At 64.7% G+C, this 20,052-nt stretch carries 22 protein-coding genes; 7 read left to right on the top strand and 15 right to left on the bottom strand.

Annotated elements, in window-relative coordinates; translation table 11 throughout:
* Window positions 1–111 precede the first annotated feature (111 nt).
* From D779_RS22570 to hemB, 8 genes are all read right to left on the bottom strand, one after another.
* Complete coding sequence (locus D779_RS22570) at window positions 112–483, bottom strand: hypothetical protein (protein ID WP_198295643.1); 372 nt, start codon at window positions 481–483, stop codon at window positions 112–114.
* Window positions 484–678: 195 nt separating this feature from the next.
* Window positions 679–900: a FeoC-like transcriptional regulator gene (locus D779_RS00920; RefSeq protein ID WP_043748020.1), complete on the bottom strand. Its 222-nt coding sequence runs from the start codon at window positions 898–900 to the stop codon at window positions 679–681.
* 9 nt (window positions 901–909) lie between these two features.
* A complete protein-coding gene (gene feoB, locus D779_RS00925) occupies window positions 910–3,264 on the bottom strand; it encodes a Fe(2+) transporter permease subunit FeoB (RefSeq protein WP_043748021.1) in 2,355 nt (784 codons plus the stop codon).
* Window positions 3,265–3,266: 2 nt separating this feature from the next.
* Window positions 3,267–3,500 (bottom strand): FeoA family protein, encoded by a 234-nt coding sequence (locus D779_RS00930; RefSeq protein WP_043748024.1) that lies wholly within the window; start codon window positions 3,498–3,500, stop codon window positions 3,267–3,269.
* The gene (locus D779_RS21435; protein WP_081763256.1) at window positions 3,497–3,826 is read right to left on the bottom strand and encodes a FeoA family protein; all 330 of its coding nucleotides are present in this window, start codon (window positions 3,824–3,826) and stop codon (window positions 3,497–3,499) included. The genes D779_RS00930 and D779_RS21435 overlap by 4 nt, the downstream gene beginning before the upstream one ends.
* 216 nt (window positions 3,827–4,042) lie before the next feature.
* Window positions 4,043–4,945 carry an NAD(P)-dependent oxidoreductase gene (locus tag D779_RS00940; RefSeq protein ID WP_157726289.1) on the bottom strand — a complete coding sequence of 301 codons (903 nt, stop codon included), beginning with the start codon at window positions 4,943–4,945 and terminating at the stop codon, window positions 4,043–4,045.
* A 46-nt stretch (window positions 4,946–4,991) separates the two neighbouring features.
* A complete protein-coding gene (gene aroE / locus D779_RS00945) occupies window positions 4,992–5,813 on the bottom strand; it encodes a shikimate dehydrogenase (protein ID WP_043748031.1) in 822 nt (273 codons plus the stop codon).
* Between the two features lie 91 nt (window positions 5,814–5,904).
* Complete coding sequence (gene hemB, locus D779_RS00950; protein WP_043748035.1) at window positions 5,905–6,918, bottom strand: porphobilinogen synthase; 1,014 nt, start codon at window positions 6,916–6,918, stop codon at window positions 5,905–5,907.
* Window positions 6,919–7,067: 149 nt separating this feature from the next.
* Between hemB and D779_RS00955 the strand changes: the two genes are divergently transcribed.
* Window positions 7,068–7,427: a thioredoxin family protein gene (locus D779_RS00955; RefSeq protein ID WP_043748038.1), complete on the top strand. Its 360-nt coding sequence runs from the start codon at window positions 7,068–7,070 to the stop codon at window positions 7,425–7,427.
* Here D779_RS00955 and D779_RS00960 read toward each other — a convergent pair.
* Together D779_RS00960 and hemF are read right to left on the bottom strand one after the other, a co-directional pair.
* Window positions 7,396–8,487, bottom strand: coding sequence for a TIGR00341 family protein (locus tag D779_RS00960; protein WP_043748041.1), 1,092 nt, complete (start codon window positions 8,485–8,487; stop codon window positions 7,396–7,398). The genes D779_RS00955 and D779_RS00960 overlap by 32 nt on opposite strands.
* Before the next feature lie 208 nt (window positions 8,488–8,695).
* A complete protein-coding gene (hemF, locus tag D779_RS00965; RefSeq protein WP_043748043.1) occupies window positions 8,696–9,631 on the bottom strand; it encodes an oxygen-dependent coproporphyrinogen oxidase in 936 nt (311 codons plus the stop codon).
* 460 nt (window positions 9,632–10,091) lie between these two features.
* Here hemF and D779_RS00970 point away from each other — a divergent pair, with 460 nt between their 5' ends.
* Window positions 10,092–12,047, top strand: coding sequence for a hydantoinase/oxoprolinase family protein (locus D779_RS00970; protein ID WP_043748046.1), 1,956 nt, complete (start codon window positions 10,092–10,094; stop codon window positions 12,045–12,047).
* Window positions 12,048–12,155: 108 nt separating this feature from the next.
* Here the strand turns inward: D779_RS00970 and rpmG are convergent, their stop codons facing one another.
* From rpmG to radC, 3 genes are all read right to left on the bottom strand, one after another.
* Entirely contained in the window at window positions 12,156–12,323 is a 168-nt protein-coding gene (rpmG, locus tag D779_RS00975; RefSeq protein ID WP_005222974.1) for a 50S ribosomal protein L33, read from the bottom strand.
* Between the two features lie 16 nt (window positions 12,324–12,339).
* A complete protein-coding gene (gene rpmB / locus D779_RS00980) occupies window positions 12,340–12,576 on the bottom strand; it encodes a 50S ribosomal protein L28 (protein ID WP_043748051.1) in 237 nt (78 codons plus the stop codon).
* A gap of 106 nt (window positions 12,577–12,682) precedes the next feature.
* Window positions 12,683–13,357 carry a RadC family protein gene (radC, locus tag D779_RS00985; protein ID WP_043748054.1) on the bottom strand — a complete coding sequence of 225 codons (675 nt, stop codon included), beginning with the start codon at window positions 13,355–13,357 and terminating at the stop codon, window positions 12,683–12,685.
* Between the two features lie 125 nt (window positions 13,358–13,482).
* Between radC and coaBC the strand changes: the two genes are divergently transcribed.
* From coaBC to argB, 3 genes are read left to right on the top strand one after another with little or no spacing between them, the layout of a single operon-like run.
* Window positions 13,483–14,697, top strand: coding sequence for a bifunctional phosphopantothenoylcysteine decarboxylase/phosphopantothenate--cysteine ligase CoaBC (gene coaBC, locus D779_RS00990; protein WP_043748057.1), 1,215 nt, complete (start codon window positions 13,483–13,485; stop codon window positions 14,695–14,697).
* The gene (gene dut, locus D779_RS00995) at window positions 14,681–15,139 is read left to right on the top strand and encodes a dUTP diphosphatase (protein ID WP_094300744.1); all 459 of its coding nucleotides are present in this window, start codon (window positions 14,681–14,683) and stop codon (window positions 15,137–15,139) included. Before coaBC ends, dut begins: the two co-directional genes overlap by 17 nt.
* Window positions 15,140–15,193: 54 nt before the next feature.
* On the top strand, window positions 15,194–16,090 hold the full coding sequence (gene argB, locus D779_RS01000; RefSeq protein ID WP_043748060.1) for an acetylglutamate kinase: 897 nt from the start codon (window positions 15,194–15,196) through the stop codon (window positions 16,088–16,090).
* Between the two features lie 76 nt (window positions 16,091–16,166).
* On the opposite strand, the gene D779_RS01005 is transcribed toward argB, so the two are convergent.
* Together D779_RS01005 and pyrE are read right to left on the bottom strand one after the other, a co-directional pair.
* Window positions 16,167–17,180, bottom strand: a complete 1,014-nt coding sequence (locus D779_RS01005; RefSeq protein WP_043748066.1) for a DUF4124 domain-containing protein — start codon at window positions 17,178–17,180, stop codon at window positions 16,167–16,169.
* A gap of 1 nt (window position 17,181) precedes the next feature.
* Complete coding sequence (gene pyrE, locus D779_RS01010) at window positions 17,182–17,823, bottom strand: orotate phosphoribosyltransferase (RefSeq protein WP_043748069.1); 642 nt, start codon at window positions 17,821–17,823, stop codon at window positions 17,182–17,184.
* 95 nt (window positions 17,824–17,918) lie between these two features.
* Between pyrE and D779_RS01015 the strand changes: the two genes are divergently transcribed.
* Window positions 17,919–18,635 (top strand): sulfite exporter TauE/SafE family protein, encoded by a 717-nt coding sequence (locus D779_RS01015; RefSeq protein WP_043748073.1) that lies wholly within the window; start codon window positions 17,919–17,921, stop codon window positions 18,633–18,635.
* A 519-nt stretch (window positions 18,636–19,154) separates the two neighbouring features.
* Window positions 19,155–20,052: hypothetical protein (locus tag D779_RS22025; protein WP_157726290.1), on the top strand; the 898-nt coding region annotated here is incomplete at its 3' end.

Raw genomic sequence — 20,052 nt, forward strand, 5'->3', positions numbered from 1 at the left:
TGATGGAGCGCGGTTCGGCAGGTGGTGAGGCGGCCTTCCCTGGCCTTATGGAGCCGTTCGAGTCGGAAACGGATCCCTCGTTTCATCCGTCGACCCGATATCGGCAGGGAATCACTTCTCCTGGGCCGATGTCGGGGTTTCAGGAGTCAGCTGGGCCGGCTGCTGCCAGGGTACGTAGGGCAGTGCCGGATAGGCATGGTCCCAGTAGCGAGGATATCCGAGCCAATGATGGTAGCGGTGCCAATGGCGATAGGGCCGATACCAGTAGCCCGGGCCACCCCAGTAACCCGGAGCGCCCCAATAGCCTGGTCCGCCCCAGTATCCGGGGCCCCACCAGCCCGGACCGCCCCAGCCGCTCCAGCCACCGCCGAAACCGAAGCTGAAGCCGCCGCCGAAGAACCCGAAGAAGGCTTGCGACTGTGCCGGAGTCGCAAGCAGCAGGGTCGCGAACAATGCGGAAAGGAAGACATGTGGACGTTTCATGATGCACCTCCACTGGGACCTCGAATCCGATCCCACGGAAGTATGGGATCCGGGCCCCGTGTCTTTTATTTTAGTAAATAATCAAGGACTGATTAGGTCGGCCCTTCGATTCCGATCCGAATCGACTCTGCTGTCTGTCTTCTCAGTTCTTGCCTCGGCGTTCGCCAGGTCGCTCTGGCGGTGCCGAGGGTAGGATCAGCCGACCCATTCATAGATCTCGATCGAGGCCGGATCGCAACTGCAGCAGCCTCCGGCGCACGGCGTGTTGGCGGGCAGCTTGCGGACGCGGCCCTTGCGTTCCAGCGTCTCCAGCATTCCGCGCAATGCCTCCGGATTCGCGTCGAACCGGTGCGAGAGATCCCGCAAGGCGGCCCGTCCGTTCTCCCGCAGATAGCCAGAAAGTTCGGTGACGATCATAGTGGCTCCTTAAAGGGTCTCACGCGCCAGGTCGCGCTTCGGCAAGGTGCGCTGGGACCACCAGCGCATGGCGACGACGGCGGCGCCGAAGAGCGCGAGCATGGCGCCGATCCAGGATGCCGAGCTCGCCGGATCGCGCGCGAAGATCGCTGCCTGGTAGAAGATAGTCGCGGTGATATAGCCGAGCCCGGTCGTCCAGGTCACCGCGAACAGGGTCCAGCCCGGGGAGGTCTCGCGGTTGATGGCCGCGATGGCCGCCACGCAGGGGGCATAGAGCAGGATGAAGAGCAGATAGGCGAAGGCGCCGGCCGCGCCGTCGAAGCGGGCCGCCATGGCGCCGAAGGTCGTGGTCGTCACCTCCTGCTCCGAGGCGGCCAGCTCCTGGTCGTCGACATCGCCGATATCGAGTCCGAGCGGATCGGCCCAGCCGCCCAAGGCGTCGCCGAGATTGGCCGGGATGGTGGCCACGGCCTCGGCCAGGCCGGCGCCCATGTCGTAGCCGCCATCCTTTTCTTCCGCGGCGGCTGCCTCACCGCCCTGGTCCTGGCTGCCCAGGGCCGAGTAGGTGGCGTCGAGCGTTCCCACCACGGCCTCCTTGGCGAGGATGCCGGTGAAGATGCCGACGGTCGCCGGCCAGTTCTCCTCGTCCAGCCCCATGGGACCGAAGGCGGGCGCGATGGTGCGTCCGATCTCGGCCAGGAGCGAGCGGTCGCTGTCCTCGTTGCCGAAGCTGCCGTCCGTGCCCGTGCTGTTGAGCACGTTGATGACCAGCACCATGGGCACGATCACGGATCCGGCGCGGACCACGAATCCCTTGGTGCGGTCCCAGGTGCGCAGCGCCACGCCCTTGAGGGTCGGCAGATGATAGGGGGGCAGTTCCATCACGAAGGGCATGGCCTGGCCCTGGAGGAGTGTCCGCTTGAGGATGAATCCGGTCAGCACGGCCGCCGCGATCCCGATCAGATAGAGACCGAAGACGATGTTCTGTCCGCCGGAGGTGAAGAAGGCCGCCGCGAAGAGCGCATAGACGGGCAGCCGCGCACCGCAGGACATGAAAGGTGCCATGAGCACCGTGAGGATCCGGTCGCGCTGATTCTCCAGGGTGCGGGCAGCCATGATGGCCGGGACGTTGCAGCCGAATCCGACCAGCAGCGGCACGAAGGACTTGCCGGGCAGTCCGATGCCGCGCATGAAGCGGTCGACTACGAAGGCCGCCCGCGCCATGTAGCCCGAGTCCTCGAGCACCGACATGAACAGATAGAGAAAGGCGATGATGGGGATGAAGGTCGCGACCACCTGGATGCCGCCGCCGATGCCACCGGCGACGCCGACGACGAACCATTCGGGTGCCCGGGCGGCTGTCAGGAAGGCGGCGGTGCCGTCGACGAAGAGGGTGCCGGCCGCGATGTCGAAGAAGTCGATGAATGCACCACCGATGTTGATGGTGAACATGAACATCAGGTACATGACGAAGAGGAAGATGGGGATGCCGAAGGCGCGGTTGAGCATCACCCGGTCCAGGCGGTCCGACAGGGTTCGCGAGACCTCGCCGACCTGCGTCACGCTGGCCTGGGTTACCGCGTGCGCATAGCCGTAGCGGGCGTCGGCGAAGAGGATGTCGGCGTCGTCGGCCTCGTCGCCGAGGAGCGCGCGGATTTCGTCGTTCCCGACGCGCTCCCCCACCAGGTTTGCGGCCAGATCGTCGCCCTCGATCAGACGCGCCGCCAGCCAGCGCGGCGGATCCATTTGGGCCTCGGCGATGCCCGCGATCTTGGGCACGATCGCGGCGATCGCATCCTCCAGCTTCTGGCCGTAGTTCACCGGGTTGGCGGGGATCCAGCGCGCGTCCGTTACCGACTGGGCGGCATCCAGCAGGGCCTGGCGCAGTTCCTTGATCCCCTTGCCGTCCGCCGCGACGACCGGGACGACGGGGCATCCCAGTCGCGCCGACAGCTGCTCGACGTCGATCTGGAGCCCGCGCTCCTCGGCGACGTCCATCATGTTGAGCGCGATGAGGGTCGGCCGTCCCATCTCGAGCAGCTGGGTCGTCAGATAGAGATTGCGCTCCAGGTTGGCCGCGTCGAGGATGTTCAGGATGAGATCGGCCTCGCGCGCATGGACGAAGTCCCGGGCGATCCGTTCGTCCAATGACACCGCCTGGTCCGACACATCCAGCGAATAGGTTCCGGGCAGGTCGACCAGATTGAACTCGGCGCCGCCGAATCCGTAGCGTCCGATCTTGCGTTCCACCGTGACGCCGGGCCAGTTGCCGACGCGCTGTCTGGACCCGGTGAGGGCGTTGAAGAGGGTCGTCTTGCCGCAATTCGGATTGCCGACGACGCCGATGGTATAGCGCGTCTTCATGGTCAGATTCGCTCCACTTCGAGAACGGCCGCCTCGTCGCGCCGCAGACTGACGGAGGTTCCACGCACCCGGATCTCGACCGGGTCTCCCAGCGGCGCGACCCGCACCACCTCGAGCGCGACGCCCGGCGTGATCCCCATGGAGAGCAGCTTGCGCCGATAGGTTCCGCCGCCGCCCTGGAAGCCCAGCACGCGACCATTGTCGCCAACCGCGAATTCCTTGAGTGTCGTCTTCATCGTCCGAGCCCCGTCACGAGAATCTTGGTAGCCATGCCTCCGCCGAGCGCGATGCGAGTCTCGCCCCGCGCGACCACCAGTCCGGCGCCCTGGCGCTGGATGACGCGCAGCTCGGTTCCCTGATTCAGACCCAGCTCGGTCAGGCGCATGACCAGTCCCTTGCCACCGAGCAGCGATCGGATCCGCACCCGCTCGCCGTCGCTGGCCATGGTCAGAGGAAAGGGTTTTGTGTCGTCGGCCGGGGTCGCGGCGATCGGATCTGCCGCGGTGTCGTTCGGAGCCAGGTCGAGGAATTCATGGGCGTGCAAGGAGATGGAGTGGGTCATGGCTGCAGGCTGTCGCGGCACCTTAAACAAGAAGGATTCTCAATATTATGAGTCTGCAACCGCAAATGCAAATAGCACTCAAAAACTAACGCGCTGATTTACACAGTAAATCGATTGGGAATAAGGGAAGTGCCGATGGCTTGACGGGATTCGAGAACGAGGCCGAATCGGTCGAGGTGATCGGAATGGAGTCGGGCGCGGGAGAGCCGACCGCTCTCAGGTCTCCCGGTTCGAGGAAGGGTCGCAGAATGACTCGTAGAGCGCCGAGTAATCCAGGTCTCCGAGTCCCTGCTCCTCGGCCTGGAGGCAGGCGGATTCGATGGCGGCCGTCAGCCGAGTGTCGAGTGCGTTTTCATCGGCGACGCGACGGAAGAGCCGAACGTCCTTGTGCAGATGCTTGAGCGGGAAGTTGGCCGCGCCGTAGTCGTGGCTCAGATATTTGTCGAGCTTCTTGTCGAAGGTCTTGGCGTAGAGCGCGCTCGATCGCAGCAGGGTCATGAACTGCTCGACGTCGATGTTCTCGCGCCGAACCAGTCCGAGACTGAGGGAGAAGGTGGCGGTCAGGCCGGCGATCAGCTGGTTCATCGCCAGCTTCAGGGCCGCGCCCTGCCCCAGATCGCCGATCAGCCGAGGATCCCGGCTCAGATCCTTGAGCACGGGGAGGCAGCGTTCGAAGAGATCCGGATCGCCGCCGGCCATGAGGATGAGGTTGCCCTCGCGCGCCTCGGGAAGGCTGCCGAGCACGGGGGCTTCCAGGTATTCGCCGCCCTGGGCGGCGACGTGCTCGGCGATGTCGCGGCTTTCGCGCGGCGCGATGGTGCCCATCTGGACGACGATGCAGCCGGCCAGCCGGTCGGCGTCCGCGCCGCGGAAGAGCGTATCCAGGATGGCCTCGGCGTCGCTCAGGAGCAGACAGGCGATGTCGGCCTCGGCGATCGCCTCCTCCGGCGAGCCGGCCAACATCACACCCCGTTTTCGGGCGGCCTCGGCGCGCTCGGATCCCCGGTTCCATCCCACGACCTCGCGGCCCTGACGTTTCAGTCGCAGCGCGATTTCGGATCCCAGCAGTCCCAATCCCAGCACGGCTGTCTTCATGGCACGGACTCCAGATTGCGTCATTCCGAAGGGAGCGCTCTGGTTTCGAGCGATCGGCGGTGGGCGAATGCTAACCTGGGCGGCGCAACCCTTTTATGACGGTTGCCGTCTTCGGGCGGATGCCGCGCCAGAGATGGAAGGACTCGGCGGCCTGCTCGACCAGCATTCCGAGACCGTCGAGGGCGCGTGCCGCCTGGTGCGCCGCGCCCCAGCGGCAGAAGGCGGTCGGCACGTCGCCGTAGAGCATGTCGTAGGTCCAGCCGCCGGGGGCGAGACAGGTCTCCGGGATGGCCGGAACCGCGTCGCTCAATCCGGCGGAGGTCGCATTGATGATGAGGTCGAAGCGTTCGCCTTCGAGTTGGTCGAGACCGCATCCCTCGACCGGGCCGAATGCGGCGCCCAGCGCGGCCAGATCCTCTGCCTTCGCGGCGGTCCGGTTGGCGATCCGAAGTCGGGCGAGACCGCTTTCGAGCAGCGGCAGCAGCACGCCGCGCGAGGCGCCTCCGGCACCGAGCAGCAGCACGGATCTGGCCCTGAAATCGAAGCCGTGATTGATGCCGAGATCGCGGACGAGTCCGACCCCGTCGGTGTTGTCGCCGCGGATCCGAGTCGCGTCGAGGCGGATCAAGGTGTTCACGGCCCCGGCGATCTCGGCCCTCGGGCTGCGTTCGTCGGCCAGCGCCCAGGCCTCTTCCTTGAAGGGAACCGTGACGTTCAGACCCAGTCCGCCCTCGGCGAAGAAGCGTCGGACGTCTCCGGCGAAGTCGTCGCGGTCGCCGAGCAGCCGGCCGTAGCGGATGTCCTGCCCGGTCTGTTCCGCGAAGGCGGCATGGATGGCGGGCGACTTGCTGTGGGCGATGGGATTGCCGATGACGGCATAGCGGTCGGGCATCGAGATGCCTCGCGGTTGGATCGGTTGGGACGGGAGGCTCGAGCGGCGAGCCTCCCGGGACGAGGGGCGGGCGCGGCCCGTCCCCGATGCCTCACTCGGCGAGCCAGCGGGCGATGTCCTTGGAGAAATAGGTCAGGATGCCGTCGGCACCGGCGCGTTTCATGGAGACCATCGCCTCCATTACCACCGCCTTTTCGTCGAGCCAGCCGTTCATGCCCGCGGCCTTGAGCATGGCGTATTCGCCGCTGACCTGATAGACGAAGGTCGGCGCGCCGAACTGGTCCTTGACGCGCCGGACGATATCCAGATAGGGCATGCCGGGTTTGACCATCACCATGTCGGCACCCTCGGCGAGGTCGAGCGCAACCTCGTGGATCGCCTCGTCGGAATTGGCCGGGTCCATCTGGTAGGTGTACTTGTTGCCCTTGCCCAGGTTGCCGGCGGTGCCGAGCGCGTCGCGGAAGGGGCCGTAGTAGCTGGAGGCATACTTGGCCGAGTAGGCCATGATGCGGGTGTGGATGTGCCCGCCGGCCTCGAGCGCCGTGCGGACCGCGCCGATGCGCCCGTCCATCATGTCGGACGGGGCGACGATGTCGACGCCGGCCTCGGCATGGGAGACCGCCTGACGCACCAGGACCTCGACCGTGGGCTCGTTCATCACGTAGCCCTCATCGTCGATCAGACCGTCCTGACCGTGGGTGGTGAAGGGGTCGAGCGCGACGTCGGTCATGATGCCCAGTTCGGGCACGGCGTCCTTGAGCGCGCGCACGGCACGCTGTGCGATCCCGTCCGGATTGTAGGCCTCGCGGGCGTCGAGCGACTTGGCCGACAGCGGTGTGACCGGGAAGAGCGCCATCACGGGGATCCCCAGCCGGTGAACCTCGCGCGCCTCCTCCACCAGCAGATCGATGCTCAGACGCTCCACTCCGGGCATGGACTCGACCGCCTCGCGCTGGCCGGACCCGTCGAGGACGAACACGGGATAGATGAGGTCGTCGGGCGTGAGCGTATTCTCGCGCATCATGCGGCGCGAGAAGTCGTCTCGGCGCATCCGGCGCATGCGGGTGATGGGATAGGCGGAACGGGGTGTGTCGAGATCGGCCATGGATCGAGGAACCTCGGAGTCGGGTCCGATGCGCACGGGACCATCCCGGCGCTTCAAACCCCCTAACATAGCTCAGCCGGGCCCGTGGCTCCAGTCGCGTAGGGCTTTCGGGCTAAACTCCGGTCCTCCACTCCCAACAGGAAGCCCTCATGCACAAGCCGTCGCACTCGAATCCCTCGATCTTCGAGACCCATTACGAGCAGTTCCAGGAAGCGGTGATCGACGTCTCGCGCGAGACGCCCGTCCTGGTGGATTTCTGGGCCGATTGGTGCGGACCCTGTCATGCCCTCTCGCCGCATTTGGAGCGCGTCGTCGAGGAACGCGAGGGAGGAATTCTGCTCGCCAAACTGGAGGTCGACGAGGGCGAGAACATGCGTCTGGCCGGACACTACAGGGTGCGCGGCTTCCCGACCGTCATCCTCTTACAGCATGGCGAGGAGAAGGGACGTTTCAGCGGTGCGCGGTCGCGCTATCAGATCAACGAATGGCTGCAGGAACACCTGGATTGAGTGATGTCCAGTCGGCTGGGGTCGGTCGCTCGACCGCCGAGATGTTCAGCCTGTCCTTCAATTGCTGCTCGAGATTTCGCGGCATGAGCGCCTCGCGTTCCATGATGATGAGGACGAGGATCAGCAGGGTGAGTATCCAGACGAGGACATAGGTCACCATGGCCCGTTTCGCCTTCTGCTTCTCGAGCCACTTGCGCGGTCGGATCCCCTTGGCGAAGAAGACGATCTTGCTGGCCAGGTTGACGCTGACGACGTTGACGGCCAGCAGCAGCCCGGCGCCGAGCGCCAGCTCGAAGCGGCCGTCGCCGAGCATGAGGCCCAGTGTCGCGGCCGGGGGCAGCAGGGCCACGGCGACCATGACCCCGACCAGAACGCTGGAGAGTCCCGTGGTCAGGGAGAGCGCGGCAGCCGCGCCCGAGGCGAGCGCCAGGGCGACCGAGTCGAGCCCGGCATTCGTTCTCGCCAGCACCTCGTGGCTCGTCAGCTCGTTCGGCCAGAAATAGGCCAGTGCCGCCGATAGGGCGACCGCGGTGAGGATGCCGACGAAGAGGGTCGAGATCGACTTCTTCATGAGCCCGATATCCCCGAGCGCCGTTCCCAGGCTCAGGGCGAGATTCGGTCCCAGCAGCGGTGCGATCACCATGGCGCCGATGACCACGGCGACGTTGTCCTCGATCAGCCCGATGGCCGCGACGATGGTCGAGAGGGTCACCAGGATCAGATAGTTGGGGCCGAGGCGGGCACTCTTCTCCATGCCTTCGTAGAGCGCCTCGCGCGCGGCGGTGGCGGAGTCCTCCTGCTTGCGGTGCTCCTCGTCGGGTGGAGGAACGACCGTCTCGACCGCCATGACCAGGATGCGGGCGGAGGGCTGGGCACCGAGCACGGTCTGCAGCAGATCCAGGACGCGCTGGACCTTGTCGTCGCTGATCAGCATGCGCATCGGCTGCATGCCGTCCGCGCCGACCGGACCGAGCCTGAAGTCCATCGCCTTGACCTTGGCGGCGGTCTCCGCGACCGTGTCCGCGCTGCCGGCGCCGGCAATCACCTCGAGATATTTCATGGCCCAACGCCCTTATATGGTTTTCCTTCGCCGGTTGCCGAGGCGAGGAGGCAATGCCTTCCACGCATGACCCTGGCCGATCCGGCGGGCTGGAGGCATGGATGCCGTTCGCTCAGGACCGGTCGTCGCTCTGAGGCTGGAATCCGATGATGACATGGGATTGTCCTGAATGGCGAGCCGGCGTCCACCGCTCCACAGGAGCGAGACGTCAGTCCGCCCCTTGTTCGGGTTCCTCGATCCAATCGCGTACCACCAGGAAATGTTCGTAGAGTTCGGCCTCCGGGGTTCCCGGCTCGGGACGGTAGTCGTAGCGCCAGCTCACCTCGGGCGGCATGGAGGCGAGGATGGATTCGGTGCGGCCGCCGGACTGGAGTCCGAACAGGGTGCCCCGGTCCTGGACCAGATTGAACTCGACGTAGCGTCCGCGCCGGTATTTTTGAAAGGCCCGTTCGCGGTCGCCGTAGATTTTGGCCCAGCGGCGGTTGACGATGGGGATGTAGCCGGTCAGGTAGTGATCGCCGACGCTGCGCACGAGTCCGAATGCCTGCTCGAATCCGCCCTGATCGAAGTCGTCGAAGAAGAGTCCGCCGATCCCGCGCGGCTCGTTGCGGTGTCGGATGAAGAAATAGTCGTCGCACCAGCGCTTGAAGCGGGGATAGAGATCGTCGCCGAAGGGGGCGCAGGCCGCGCGCGCATTGCGGTGCCAGTGGATGACGTCCTCCATGAAGCCGTAATAGGGCGTGAGGTCGAATCCGCCGCCGAACCACCAGACCGGGTCGGCTCCGTCCTTCTCGGCGATGAAGAAGCGTACGTTGAGATGCGACGAGGGCACATAGGGGTTTTGCGGATGGCAAACGAGCGACACGCCCATGGCCTGGAAGCGGCGCCCGGCGAGCTCTGGCCGCTGGGCGCTCGCCGAAGGGGGCAGTGCGTTTCCGAAGACGTGCGAGTAGTTGATGCAGCATTGCTCGAAGACCATGCCGCCCTCCATGACGCGGGTGCGGCCTCCACCGCCGTCCGGACGCTCCCAGCTGTCCTGGCGGAAGCCGGCGCCGCCGTCGCTCTGGCGCAAGGCGGTGGTGATGCTGTCCTGGAGTTCCAGCAGATACTGTCTGACGGCCTGGATGTCGGGTGTGGACGGCATTGAGAGGGATCCTCGCGGAAGGTCGTTGTCGCGGACAGGTTGGATCCTGAGATGATCCCGATGAGGCTTGTCCGCTATGGGCCGAGTTGATACCAGTGGGTCCAGGGCAGGCCGAATCAAGTTCATCGGCCCCCTGTGTGGCGATTCATGTTCGACGAGACCCTTCGCAGATGATCGCCTCATGGCGCTGGATTCGTCGCCATTATTCTGCCGGGTTCACAGGGCGACGGCGATCTGGATACCATCGATATCGTGCGGACGTCTCGAACAATGTCCGAATCGGGTATCTTGGTCTCGATCCTTGGATTCGTGGTGACACCCTGGGATTGGGGCCAGACTCGGGCTAGGCTTGCGTCGGGTCGGTCGACATCCATCCCTGGCCCTGGAACGGACCGCGAGTAACGCCGACCGGCGCACTCGATCTGGTTCCGGCCCCTTCGACTCGACAGATGGACAGCCAATGACCCTGATCGGCATCGATACCGGCGGGACCTTCACCGATTTCGTGCTCTGGCGCGCGGGCGAGGTCCGTATCCACAAGGTTCTCTCCACCCCGGAGGCGCCCGAACGCGCCATCCTGCAGGGCATCTCCGAGCTCGGGCTGGATCCGTCCGGACTGAGGGTCGTTCATGGCAGCACGGTGGCGACCAACGCGGTGCTCGAAGGCAAGGGCGTGCGGACCCTCTATGTCGCCAATCGCGGTTTCAGGGATCTGCTCGCGATCGGCCGCCAGGCCAGAACGCACCTTTACGATCTCCAGCCTCCGCCGCGCCGGCCGCCGGTTCCGCGCGAACTCTGCATCGAGACCGGCGGACGCCTGGCCGCGGACGGAGGCTGGGTCGAGCCGCTGACCGACGAGGATCTCGAGCGTCTGAGGGCCGAGGTCGAGCGGCTGGCGCCCGAGGCGGTCGCCATCAATCTGCTCTTCTCCTATCTCGACGACAGCGCCGAGCGGGCGCTGGCCGATGCCTTGCCGCCAGGTCTGTTCGTGTCGCGCTCGTCCGAGGTCCTGCCGCTGACCGGCGAATACGAGCGCGGCATCGCCACTTGGCTCAACGCCTGGGTCGGTCCCATCGTCGCGCGCTATCTCGACCGGCTCGGCGCCGGTCTGCCGGGGGCTGGGATCTCGGTGATGCAAAGCAGCGGCGAGGCCGTCGCCGCCGAGCGGACCGCACGTCATGCCGCCCGGCTGCTGCTCTCCGGTCCGGCGGGCGGTCTGGCCGGCGCGGCCTTCGTCGCCGGGAGCGGAGGCATACCCAGGCGTCTGCTGAGTTTCGACATGGGCGGGACCTCGACCGACGTCGCGCTCATCGACGGGGAGCCGAGGCTCACCACGGCAGGCCGTATCGCCGGCTATCCGGTCGCGCTGCCCATGGTGGACATGCATACCATCGGCGCGGGAGGCGGCTCGATCGCCCAGGTGGACGCGGGCGGTCTGCTGCTGGTCGGTCCGGAGTCGGCCGGCGCGGATCCGGGCCCGGCCTGTTACGGACGCGGCGGCCTTCAGCCGACCGTGACCGACGCCAATCTGGTGCTGGGGCGTCTGGATCCCGAAGGTTTCCTGGGCGGACGGATGCGGCTCGACGTCGAGGCGGCGCGCTCGGCCGTCGGGCGCCTGGCCGATCGGCTCGATCTCGGGATCGAGGAGGTCGCGCTCGGCATCGTCCGGATCGCCAACGAGCACATGGCGCGCGCGCTGCGGGTCATCTCTGTACAGCGAGGGCTGGATCCGCGCGACTTCGTCCTGACCTCGTTCGGAGGGGCCGGCGGGCTGCATGTCTGCGCCCTGGCCGAGGCGCTGGGGATGCGTCACGCGCTGGTTCCGATGCATGCTGGCGTGTTGTCCGCCCTCGGCATGCTGGCCGCCCCGGCTGGCCGGACACTGACCAAGACCTGGCTCGGGCGTCTCGATGTCCTGAGCGATACCGAGGTCGAGGCGGCGCTCCAGACCCTGATCGACGCCGGGCGGGCCGAACTGGCCGAGGAAGGGGTGTCGAGCGATGGGTTGAGGGTCGAACCCTCGCTGGATCTGCGCTATCGCGGCCAGTCCCATACCCTGAATCGCCCCTGGACCTCCGTCGGGGCGGTGATCGAGGATTTCCATCGCGCCCATGCGGCGACCTACGGACACCGTCTTGATCTCTCGGTCGAGCTGGTCAACCTGCGGGTGAGGGTACGGGCCCCCGCGCCTCTGCTGCGGCTGCCCGAGGGTTCGGCCTCGGCGGCGGATCGGGCTCGAACGCTGCGGGTCTTCGGGTGCGAATCGCCGGTCCCGGTTCTGGCGCGGGAATCGATCTCGGGAGAGTGCTGCATCGGGCCGGCGGTGATCACGGACGCGGTCTCGACGACCTGGCTCGCACCCGGCTGGCGAGTCGGACGCGATCGCGTCGGCAATCTGATCCTGGAGGCGATCTAGCCTCCGGTCCCGGCGATCGGGTTCGCAGGGCACGAAAAAACCCGCTCGAAGCGGGTTCTTTCGCTCGCCATGTATGCAAGCCGGTCGCTCGGACCGGGACAGGTCGGCTTACTTGATCTTGCCTTCCTTGTACATGACGTGCTGGCGGACGACGGGATCGAACTTCTTGATCTCCATCTTGCCGGGCTGATTGCGCTTGTTCTTGGTCGTGGTATAGAAGTGACCCGTACCGGCGCTGGAGTTGAGGCGGATCTTTTCGCGTGCTGCCTTGGCCATGGATCGATCCTCCTAGTTAGATCTTTTCGCCGCGTGCACGGAGGTCGCCGAGCACAGCGTCGATGCCATTCTTGTCGATGATGCGCATGCCCTTGGTGGACAGACGCAGTTTGACCCAGCGCTTCTCGGTCTCCACCCAGAACCGCTTCTCGTGCAGGTTCGGGAGGAAGCGGCGCTTGGTCTTGTTGTTCGCGTGCGAGACGTTGTTGCCGGTGAGGGGGCGTTTACCGGTAACCTGACATACCTTGGACATGGCGGGAATCCCTACAAGTCGGCGAGTGTTTCAGTACATAAAGAAGCGGAATCCTATCATGCCGCCTGAAAGACGCGCAAGTTCCGGATGCGATTCGATTTCCGGCTCATAGAAGACCCCGCTCGGCGAAGGATGTTCCATCCCCCTCACCGACGATGATGTGGTCGAGCACCCGAACATCCACAAGGGCTAGTGTATCTTTGAGGCGTTTGGTGATGTGCAGGTCCGCCTGGCTGGGCTCGGCGACGCCGGAAGGATGGTTGTGCGCGAAGATGACCGCGGCCGCGTTGGTGTCCATGACCCGGCGCAGAACCTCGCGCGGATGGACGCTGGCGCCGTCGATGGTGCCGCGGAAGAGCTCCTCGTAGAGGATCACCCGGTGGCGGTTGTCGAGGAAGAGACAGGCGAAGATCTCGTGGGGCGAGCCGTAGAGGCGCATCTTGAGATAGTCGCGGGTGGCCTCGGGACTGGTGAGCACGTCCTGACCGCTGATGCGGGTCATGAGATAGCGCCGGCTCAGTTCCAGGACGGCCTGCAGCTGGGCGAACTTGGCCTGGCCCAGTCCCCTGCCCTCGCAGAAGCGGCGTTGGTCCGCGGCCAGCAGGCCGGGCAGTCCGCCGAAGCTGGAGAGCAGTTCGCGGGCCAGGTCCACCGCGCTCTTGCCGGGAACGCCGGTGCGCAGAAAGATGGCCAGCAGTTCGGCGTCCGACAGTGCTTCCGCTCCATGCGCGAGCAGTTTCTCGCGTGGCCGTTCGTCCTGCGGCCAGTCCTTGATCGTCATGATTGCTTCCTTCTGCAGCGCGGTCGAGCGGCCTTCTCCGTGGTCGGGATGCCCCCCGGCGAGGGTCGATCAGTTAAACTTCCCGGCCTCAATGCCTCCAATGTCCGAAGATACACGAATCGATCATGAATCAGAATAGAGGGCGGCGTTTGCTGCTGGGTGTCGGCGGCGGTATCGCCGCCTACAAGTCCGTCGATCTGGTCCGCCGGCTCGTGACCCGGGGTTTCGAGGTGCGGGTGGTCATGACACGGGCGGCGACCCGGTTCGTCGCGCCCTTGAGCTTTCAGGCCGTGTCCGGGCATCCGGTTCGCACCGAGCTGTTCGACTCGGAGGCCGAGGCGGGCATGGATCATATCGCCCTGGCGCGCTGGGCCGACCTGCTGCTCGTCGCCCCGGCCACGGCGGATCTGATGGCGCGCCTGGCGGCGGGCATGGCGAACGACCTGCTCACGACACTGGCCCTGGCGAGCGAGGCTCCGCTGGTGCTCGCTCCGGCCATGAATCAGGTCATGTGGCGTCATCCGGCGACGCAGGACAATCTGAGCCGTCTGGTCGATCGGGGAGCACGCATCCTGGGGCCGGGTGTGGGCGAGCAGGCCTGCGGCGAGGTCGGGCCCGGGCGCATGCTGGAGCCTGCCGAAATCGTCGAGGCCCTGATCAGGGGCGCGGGACCCTCCTCGCTCGAGGGCGTGCGGGTGCTGCTGACGGCCGGTCCGACCCGAGAACCGGTGGATCCGGTACGTTTTCTCGGCAACCGCAGCTCGGGCCGCATGGGTTACGCCCTGGCCGAGTCGCTTGCCGATCTGGGTGCCAGGGTGGTGCTGGTGAGCGGGCCGACCGCGCTATCCATGCCCCGCGTCCATGAGCGAATCGGGGTCGAGACGGCATTGGAGATGCACGCCGCCGTCATGTCGCGCGTCGCCGACTGCGATCTCTTCGTCGCTACGGCCGCCGTCGCGGACTATCGGCCCGAACGACCGGCCGACGGTAAGATCAAGAAATCGGCGGAGGGGTTGACGCTGCGCCTGGTCCGCAATCCGGACATCCTTTCCGAGGTCGCGGCGCTGGATCCGGCGCCCTTCACCGTCGGTTTCGCCGCCGAGACCGAGCGGGTGGCCGATTATGCCTTGGGCAAACTGCGCGACAAGCGGCTCGACATGATCGCCGCCAATCTGGTCGGCGGCGAGCGCGGCGGATTCGAGCGCGACGAGAATGCGCTGAGCGTCTTCTGGCCCGAGGGTTCGCGCGATCTGCCGATGATGAGCAAGACCCGGCTCGCGGCTGAATTGGCCGCGCTCATCGCCGAACGCTATCGAGAACGTCATGCTGCATCGACTTGAGGTCAAGATCCTCGACCCGCGGCTCGGCCGCGACTTTCCTCTTCCCGAGTATGCGACCCAGGGTTCGGCCGGGCTGGATCTGCGCGCCATGCTGGACGAGCCGCTCGACCTGGCGCCCGGCGCCGCCGAGCTGCTGCCGACCGGGATGGCCGTGCACATCGCCGAGCCGGGCGTGGCCGGGATGATCCTGCCGCGCTCCGGATTGGGCCACCGTCACGGGATCGTGCTGGGCAATCTGGTCGGTCTGATCGACTCGGACTATCAGGGGCCGCTCATGGTCTCGTGCTGGAATCGCGGCGACGCGCCCTTCAGGATCGCCGTCGGCGAGCGGATCGCCCAGCTGGTTCTGGTCCCGGTGCTGCGCGCCGAATTCGCCCTGGTGGACGATTTCGATGCCTCAGAGCGCGGCGCGGGCGGTTTCGGCCATAGCGGCACCCATTGAACGGAGCCAGATCGGTTCCCCTCAACACAGAAAATTCTCAGAGAGCGTTACCCGATGTCACTTCCCAGCGAACGTGCCCAGACCATCGCCCACGTCCTGATCGAGGCCCTGCCCTACATCCGCCGCTTCCAGGGCAAGACCATGGTGATCAAGTACGGCGGCAACGCCATGGTCGACGAGTCGCTCAAGCAAGGGTTCGCCCGCGACATCGTGCTCATGAAGCTGGTCGGCATCAATCCGGTCGTGGTTCACGGTGGCGGTCCCCAGATCGGTTCGCTGCTGCAGCGGCTCGGCAAGGCGAGCGAGTTCGTGCAGGGGATGCGGGTGACCGACGCCGAGACCATGGATGTGGTCGAGATGGTCCTGGGCGGTCTGGTCAACAAGGAGATCGTCAACTTCATCAACCGGCACGGCGGATCCGCGGTGGGCCTGACCGGCAAGGACGGCGACCTGATCCGCGCCAGCAAGCTGTTCCTCAAGCGCGACGCGCCCGAGCTCAAGGCCCCGGAGATCGTCGACATCGGACACGTGGGCGAGGTCCGGAGCATCGACCCCTCCATCGTCCATATGCTGGTCAACAGCAACTTCATCCCGGTCGTCGCCCCGATCGGGGTCGGCGAGGACGGCCGTTCCTACAACATCAACGCCGATCTGGTGGCCGGCAAGATGGCCGAGGTGCTCGAGGCCGAGAAATTGCTGCTCCTGACCAATACCTCGGGTCTGTTGGACGGCGAGGGCCGGCTGATCAAGGACCTGGAGGCCGGACGCGTCCAGACGCTGATCGAGGAAGGGGTGATCAAGGGTGGGATGCTGCCCAAGATCCGCTGCGCGCTCGATGCGGTCCGATCCGGGGTCAAATCGGCCCACATCATCGACGGCCGGGTGGAGCATGCGGTGATGCTCGATCTCTTCACCGACGAGGGAGTCGGCACTCTGATTCGCGGCCGCTGAGATCCGCGCGTGGAGACCGATCGGACGCCTTCCCGGTCTGCGATCGGTTCGTGCGGATCGAGGGCCTGTTCGCCGCTCAATCCTGGGCGACGGCCTCACCGAACCCGTCGCGCACCTGTTCGACCTCGGCATCGGCACAGGTCAGGCTTCCGGTCTGTTTATCGATGCACTGGACATCCAGGAAGAGATGCACGGGGCGGTCGGCCGCCTGCTGGGTCCAGGTCAGCGTCAGGATCCGCTCTTTCTTGTCGTCGTACCGGAAACCGATCATGAGTCCAGGCCCGGCGATCTCCGTTTTGGGATCCGAGTGCGCGCGCACGTAGGCCAGGGCCCGCTCCCAATAGCGGGTGCACTCGGCGATTCCCTTGCAGCTGACCAGATTTTTCACACCGCCAACCGTCCCCGTGTCCAGGGGCTCCGAATCCTGTGGTGCAGCCAGGTTCCTGAGCCTGCGATAGTGTTCGAGCAGTTCGCTGAATTCCCGGCGAATGGCGGTCTTCTGGTATTCCATGTCGACGATCGCCGCGTAATTGGCGCGGATCTGGGCATCCGTATTGTCGATGTCGGCCGTGATCTGGGAGGGAACCGGCTTGCCGGACTCGAGTGCCTCGCGTTTCTGCATCTCCAGTTTCTGTCGGCGCGTCAGGTTGGCCCGGATCAGGTCGCGCTTGACCTGAATCAGGGAGTCGACCCCGGCGATCTTACCCTCCCGGGTCAGCTCGAGTTCCTCGGCCGTGCGGTAGCGGTCCAGCAGTCGCTGGTCCGCCGCTTTCTGCTCGGCGATGCGGCGTTCCTCTTCCTCTTTGATGCGCTCCAGCTCCTTGGCTTTTTCCAACTCGGCCTCGGTCGGGGCCGGGGGGACGACCTCGGTGTGCAGTCCCTGATCGCTGAGCCTGGTATGCCCCTGTTTCGACTCCGTGGCCGGCACCGAATCCGTATAGTGGACCTCGCCGTTTTCATCGACCCAGCGGTATAGAGGCTGGGCCAATCCGAGGCTGGAACAGCAGACTGAGACCAGGGTCGCAAGCAGCCAAGGCTTGCGGAGCGGCTCGATCAGGCTGTTCGATTGCCTGGCGTTTTCCGATCGCATGTCACACCCCATAGAGCTGACGGTAATCGCGCATCGTCTGAAGACGGTGCTCTTCGTCGGGCGAGACCTCGAGATAGGCGATGAGATCGGCAAGGGTCAGAATGCTCAGGACTGGAATGCCGAAGATCTCTGTGACCTCCTCGACGGCGGACCGCTTCCCCTGGCCGCGCTCCTGTCTGTCCAAGGCGATCACCACGGCTGCGGGCGTGGCGCCGGCCGCGCGGATGATCTCGACCGACTCGCGCACCGAGGTCCCGGCGGTGATGACGTCGTCGATGACGAGGATGCGTCCCGCCAGCGGTGTGCCGACGATGAGACCGCCTTCGCCGTGGTCCTTGGCCTCCTTGCGATTGAAGGCGTAAGGCGTCTCGCGCCCCAGCTCGGTGGCCAGAGCCACGCTGGTGGCGGCGGCGAGCGGGATGCCTTTGTAGGCGGGGCCGTAGAGCACGTCGAACTCGATGCCTGACGCCTGGATGCAATGACCGTAGGCGCGTGCCAGCCGGGCCAGACGCGAGCCCGTATCGAAGAGTCCGGCGTTGAAGAAATAGGGGCTCTTGCGTCCGGATTTGAGCGTGAATTCGCCGAATTTCAGTGCCCCGATCTCGGTGGCGAAATTCAGAAAGTCACGTTGGTATTCAAGCATCCTGAGTCCGTCCTGCGTTGAAATAATGGGAATCTGGCGGCTGGAAGCCGATCGCGCGATCTCGCATGATACCCCTCCAACCAAGGAGGTCTGCCGTGCCGTTCTCAACTTCCGTCGAAGTGTACATCACCGCTCTGCTGGTCGGACTCCTGGGCGGGGTCCATTGTCTGGCGATGTGCGGGGGATTGGCGGGCTCGATTACGATGGGCCTGAGCGCCGAGATCCGAAGCCGTCCGTCCCGGATGCTGCCCTATCAGCTCGCCTACAACCTGGGACGGATCCTCGGCTATGGCGTCGCCGGCGCCCTGTTCGGCGGATTGGGCGCGCTGCTCGTTCAGCTCGATGCATTGCAGATCGGGCAACGCATCCTCTATGGCTTCGCCGGGGTCATGATGGTGCTGCTCGGTCTCTATCTGGGCGGTTGGTGGCGCCTGCTCGAGGCGACCGAGCGCTGGGGGCGAGCGCTCTGGCGTCGTCTGGAGCCGCTCGCCCGCCCATTGCTACCGGTTCGCACCATCCCTCGGGCACTGGCGGTCGGCCTGATCTGGGCCTGGATCCCCTGCGGTCTGGTCTACAGTGTGCTGGTGACGGCGATCGCGACCGGCAGCCCGATCCAAGGTGCCGGCGTCATGCTGGCCTTCGGTCTGGGCACATTGCCCAACCTCATGGGCATCGCCCTGCTCGCCGGTGCAGCCGCCCGGATCGCAGAGCGAGCCTGGGTGCGTCAGGTCGCGGGTATTCTCGTCCTGAGTTTCGGGATCAGCATGCTGTGGCGCCTGATTCCTTGGATGGCTTGGCCGTTTGACTTATAGAAGGCTTCAGGCCGATGGAAAAGGGTGCCTCAAGATCGTGACGTAAGGGTGTCGCATGTACGGGACTGCATGGGGTGCGGTGGTCGAGAATCCGATAACAATCACACGAAAAATAAAGAAATATTCATACATGCTATCGCCCTGCTTGTATCGCGATCCTTATATGGAATGCTTATTGCTGGAGGAAACACTCTGATTTCGATGGCGATATGCGGCTATTGGTCCGGTCGCCATCCTCAGATACTGCACAGGTGGGGTGGAGAATTGATCTCGGGCGAAATGAAAACATCGTGCTGGACAAATCGACTTGAGACCTCATCGCACGATCTCGGCGATGTGAAAGCCGATACGGCATATAAGCCTAGCTTATATTTTTACACCGCGTAGCCGGTGCCGACGCTAGATTTTATCCGATGGAGGGCACCTCAGGCCGTTGGAGCAGTTTCGTGTCCGGCGGCGATTTCGGGGGCCTAGACGATGTAGCCCCTCTTGAGCAAGGAAAAAATAAATGGAGTATGCATGAACTGGTTCAACGATGACCGCTCCGCCCATACGGGCTCGGCTCGAGAAGCGCTTGCCTCTGATGCCTCGATCTCTCTGTCCTGCGTTCGTTGGATGGGGTTGACGAGCACCCTCCTAGTGTCTGTTTTGTTTCCGCTGAGCGCGTTTGCCGCGACGGTCGAGTGGAGTGGCGGTGACGGTCGCTACATGGATGGCGGAAACTGGGACACTGGGTCGGTTCCATCGATAGGCGATGATGCAGTGATCGAGGGTAATGGCACCGACGTTACCTATGATGCTGGATCAGCATCTAGCGTGGGCACATTGACTCTCGGGACCAAGGTGACTTTTACCACTAATGTAGCGGGTGGCAGCTTCAGCGCTGGAAAGACTTATGCCGACGGGGCTTCCTTGTACGCCAAGAATGGATCTGAATTGAATCTCGGAGGAGGTAGCCTGGTTGGGTCCAACCTCTATGTCTACAGCGGAGCGACGCTGAGCACGACGGTTAATTCCTGGGGTGGCCATAGCGCTTACAATTATAGCCATTTCACTGCCTCTGGATCGGGCAGCCTTCTCGATTTAAGTACGATCGAGACAATTCGGCGTAATTATGTTAGTTCAGCTACTTTGAGAATTACCGCTAGTGGTGGCGGCAAGGTGGATCTTTCGGGTCTTATGAAGTTAAAAGATTACTCCGATTCTCGAGTGGGAGGGCTGATCAGCATCAGCGTCGATGGTAGTGGCAGCGCGGTCGATATTAGCAAGGTCACGGCTCTTGATCAGGTGTCCTTGTCCGTTGGGGATAGGGGGCAAATCGATTACAGCTCGCTCGAGAGTTTGATCGATTCGAGTGTTACTGCCAAATCGGGTAGTGTTTTAAATCTCAGTTCGATCGCTCTTGATGGAACGGATC

The sequence above is a fragment of the Imhoffiella purpurea genome (genome assembly GCF_000585215.1).
Taxonomy (GTDB): Bacteria; Pseudomonadota; Gammaproteobacteria; order Chromatiales; family Chromatiaceae; genus Imhoffiella; species Imhoffiella purpurea.

Excerpts from the sequence above, each read along its gene's own strand:
- rpmG (WP_005222974.1), bottom strand. The coding sequence starts at position 12,323 with ATGGCCAAGGCAGCACGCGAAAAGATCCGCCTCAACTCCAGCGCCGGT.
- aroE (WP_043748031.1), bottom strand. The coding sequence starts at position 5,813 with ATGCCCGACCGCTATGCCGTCATCGGCAATCCCATCGCCCACAGCAAG.
- rpmB (WP_043748051.1), bottom strand. The coding sequence starts at position 12,576 with ATGTCCAAGGTATGTCAGGTTACCGGTAAACGCCCCCTCACCGGCAAC.
- hemF (WP_043748043.1), bottom strand. The coding sequence starts at position 9,631 with ATGCCGTCCACACCCGACATCCAGGCCGTCAGACAGTATCTGCTGGAA.
- D779_RS00960 (WP_043748041.1), bottom strand. The coding sequence starts at position 8,487 with ATGAAATATCTCGAGGTGATTGCCGGCGCCGGCAGCGCGGACACGGTC.
- D779_RS00940 (WP_157726289.1), bottom strand. The coding sequence starts at position 4,945 with ATGACGCAATCTGGAGTCCGTGCCATGAAGACAGCCGTGCTGGGATTG.
- D779_RS22570 (WP_198295643.1), bottom strand. The coding sequence starts at position 483 with ATGAAACGTCCACATGTCTTCCTTTCCGCATTGTTCGCGACCCTGCTG.
- coaBC (WP_043748057.1), top strand. The coding sequence starts at position 13,483 with ATGAATCAGAATAGAGGGCGGCGTTTGCTGCTGGGTGTCGGCGGCGGT.
- D779_RS00970 (WP_043748046.1), top strand. The coding sequence starts at position 10,092 with ATGACCCTGATCGGCATCGATACCGGCGGGACCTTCACCGATTTCGTG.
- D779_RS21435 (WP_081763256.1), bottom strand. The coding sequence starts at position 3,826 with ATGACCCACTCCATCTCCTTGCACGCCCATGAATTCCTCGACCTGGCT.
- argB (WP_043748060.1), top strand. The coding sequence starts at position 15,194 with ATGTCACTTCCCAGCGAACGTGCCCAGACCATCGCCCACGTCCTGATC.
- D779_RS00920 (WP_043748020.1), bottom strand. The coding sequence starts at position 900 with ATGATCGTCACCGAACTTTCTGGCTATCTGCGGGAGAACGGACGGGCC.
- D779_RS00955 (WP_043748038.1), top strand. The coding sequence starts at position 7,068 with ATGCACAAGCCGTCGCACTCGAATCCCTCGATCTTCGAGACCCATTAC.
- feoB (WP_043748021.1), bottom strand. The coding sequence starts at position 3,264 with ATGAAGACGCGCTATACCATCGGCGTCGTCGGCAATCCGAATTGCGGC.
- D779_RS01005 (WP_043748066.1), bottom strand. The coding sequence starts at position 17,180 with ATGCGATCGGAAAACGCCAGGCAATCGAACAGCCTGATCGAGCCGCTC.
- D779_RS00930 (WP_043748024.1), bottom strand. The coding sequence starts at position 3,500 with ATGAAGACGACACTCAAGGAATTCGCGGTTGGCGACAATGGTCGCGTG.
- dut (WP_094300744.1), top strand. The coding sequence starts at position 14,681 with ATGCTGCATCGACTTGAGGTCAAGATCCTCGACCCGCGGCTCGGCCGC.
- radC (WP_043748054.1), bottom strand. The coding sequence starts at position 13,357 with ATGACGATCAAGGACTGGCCGCAGGACGAACGGCCACGCGAGAAACTG.
- pyrE (WP_043748069.1), bottom strand. The coding sequence starts at position 17,823 with ATGCTTGAATACCAACGTGACTTTCTGAATTTCGCCACCGAGATCGGG.
- hemB (WP_043748035.1), bottom strand. The coding sequence starts at position 6,918 with ATGGCCGATCTCGACACACCCCGTTCCGCCTATCCCATCACCCGCATG.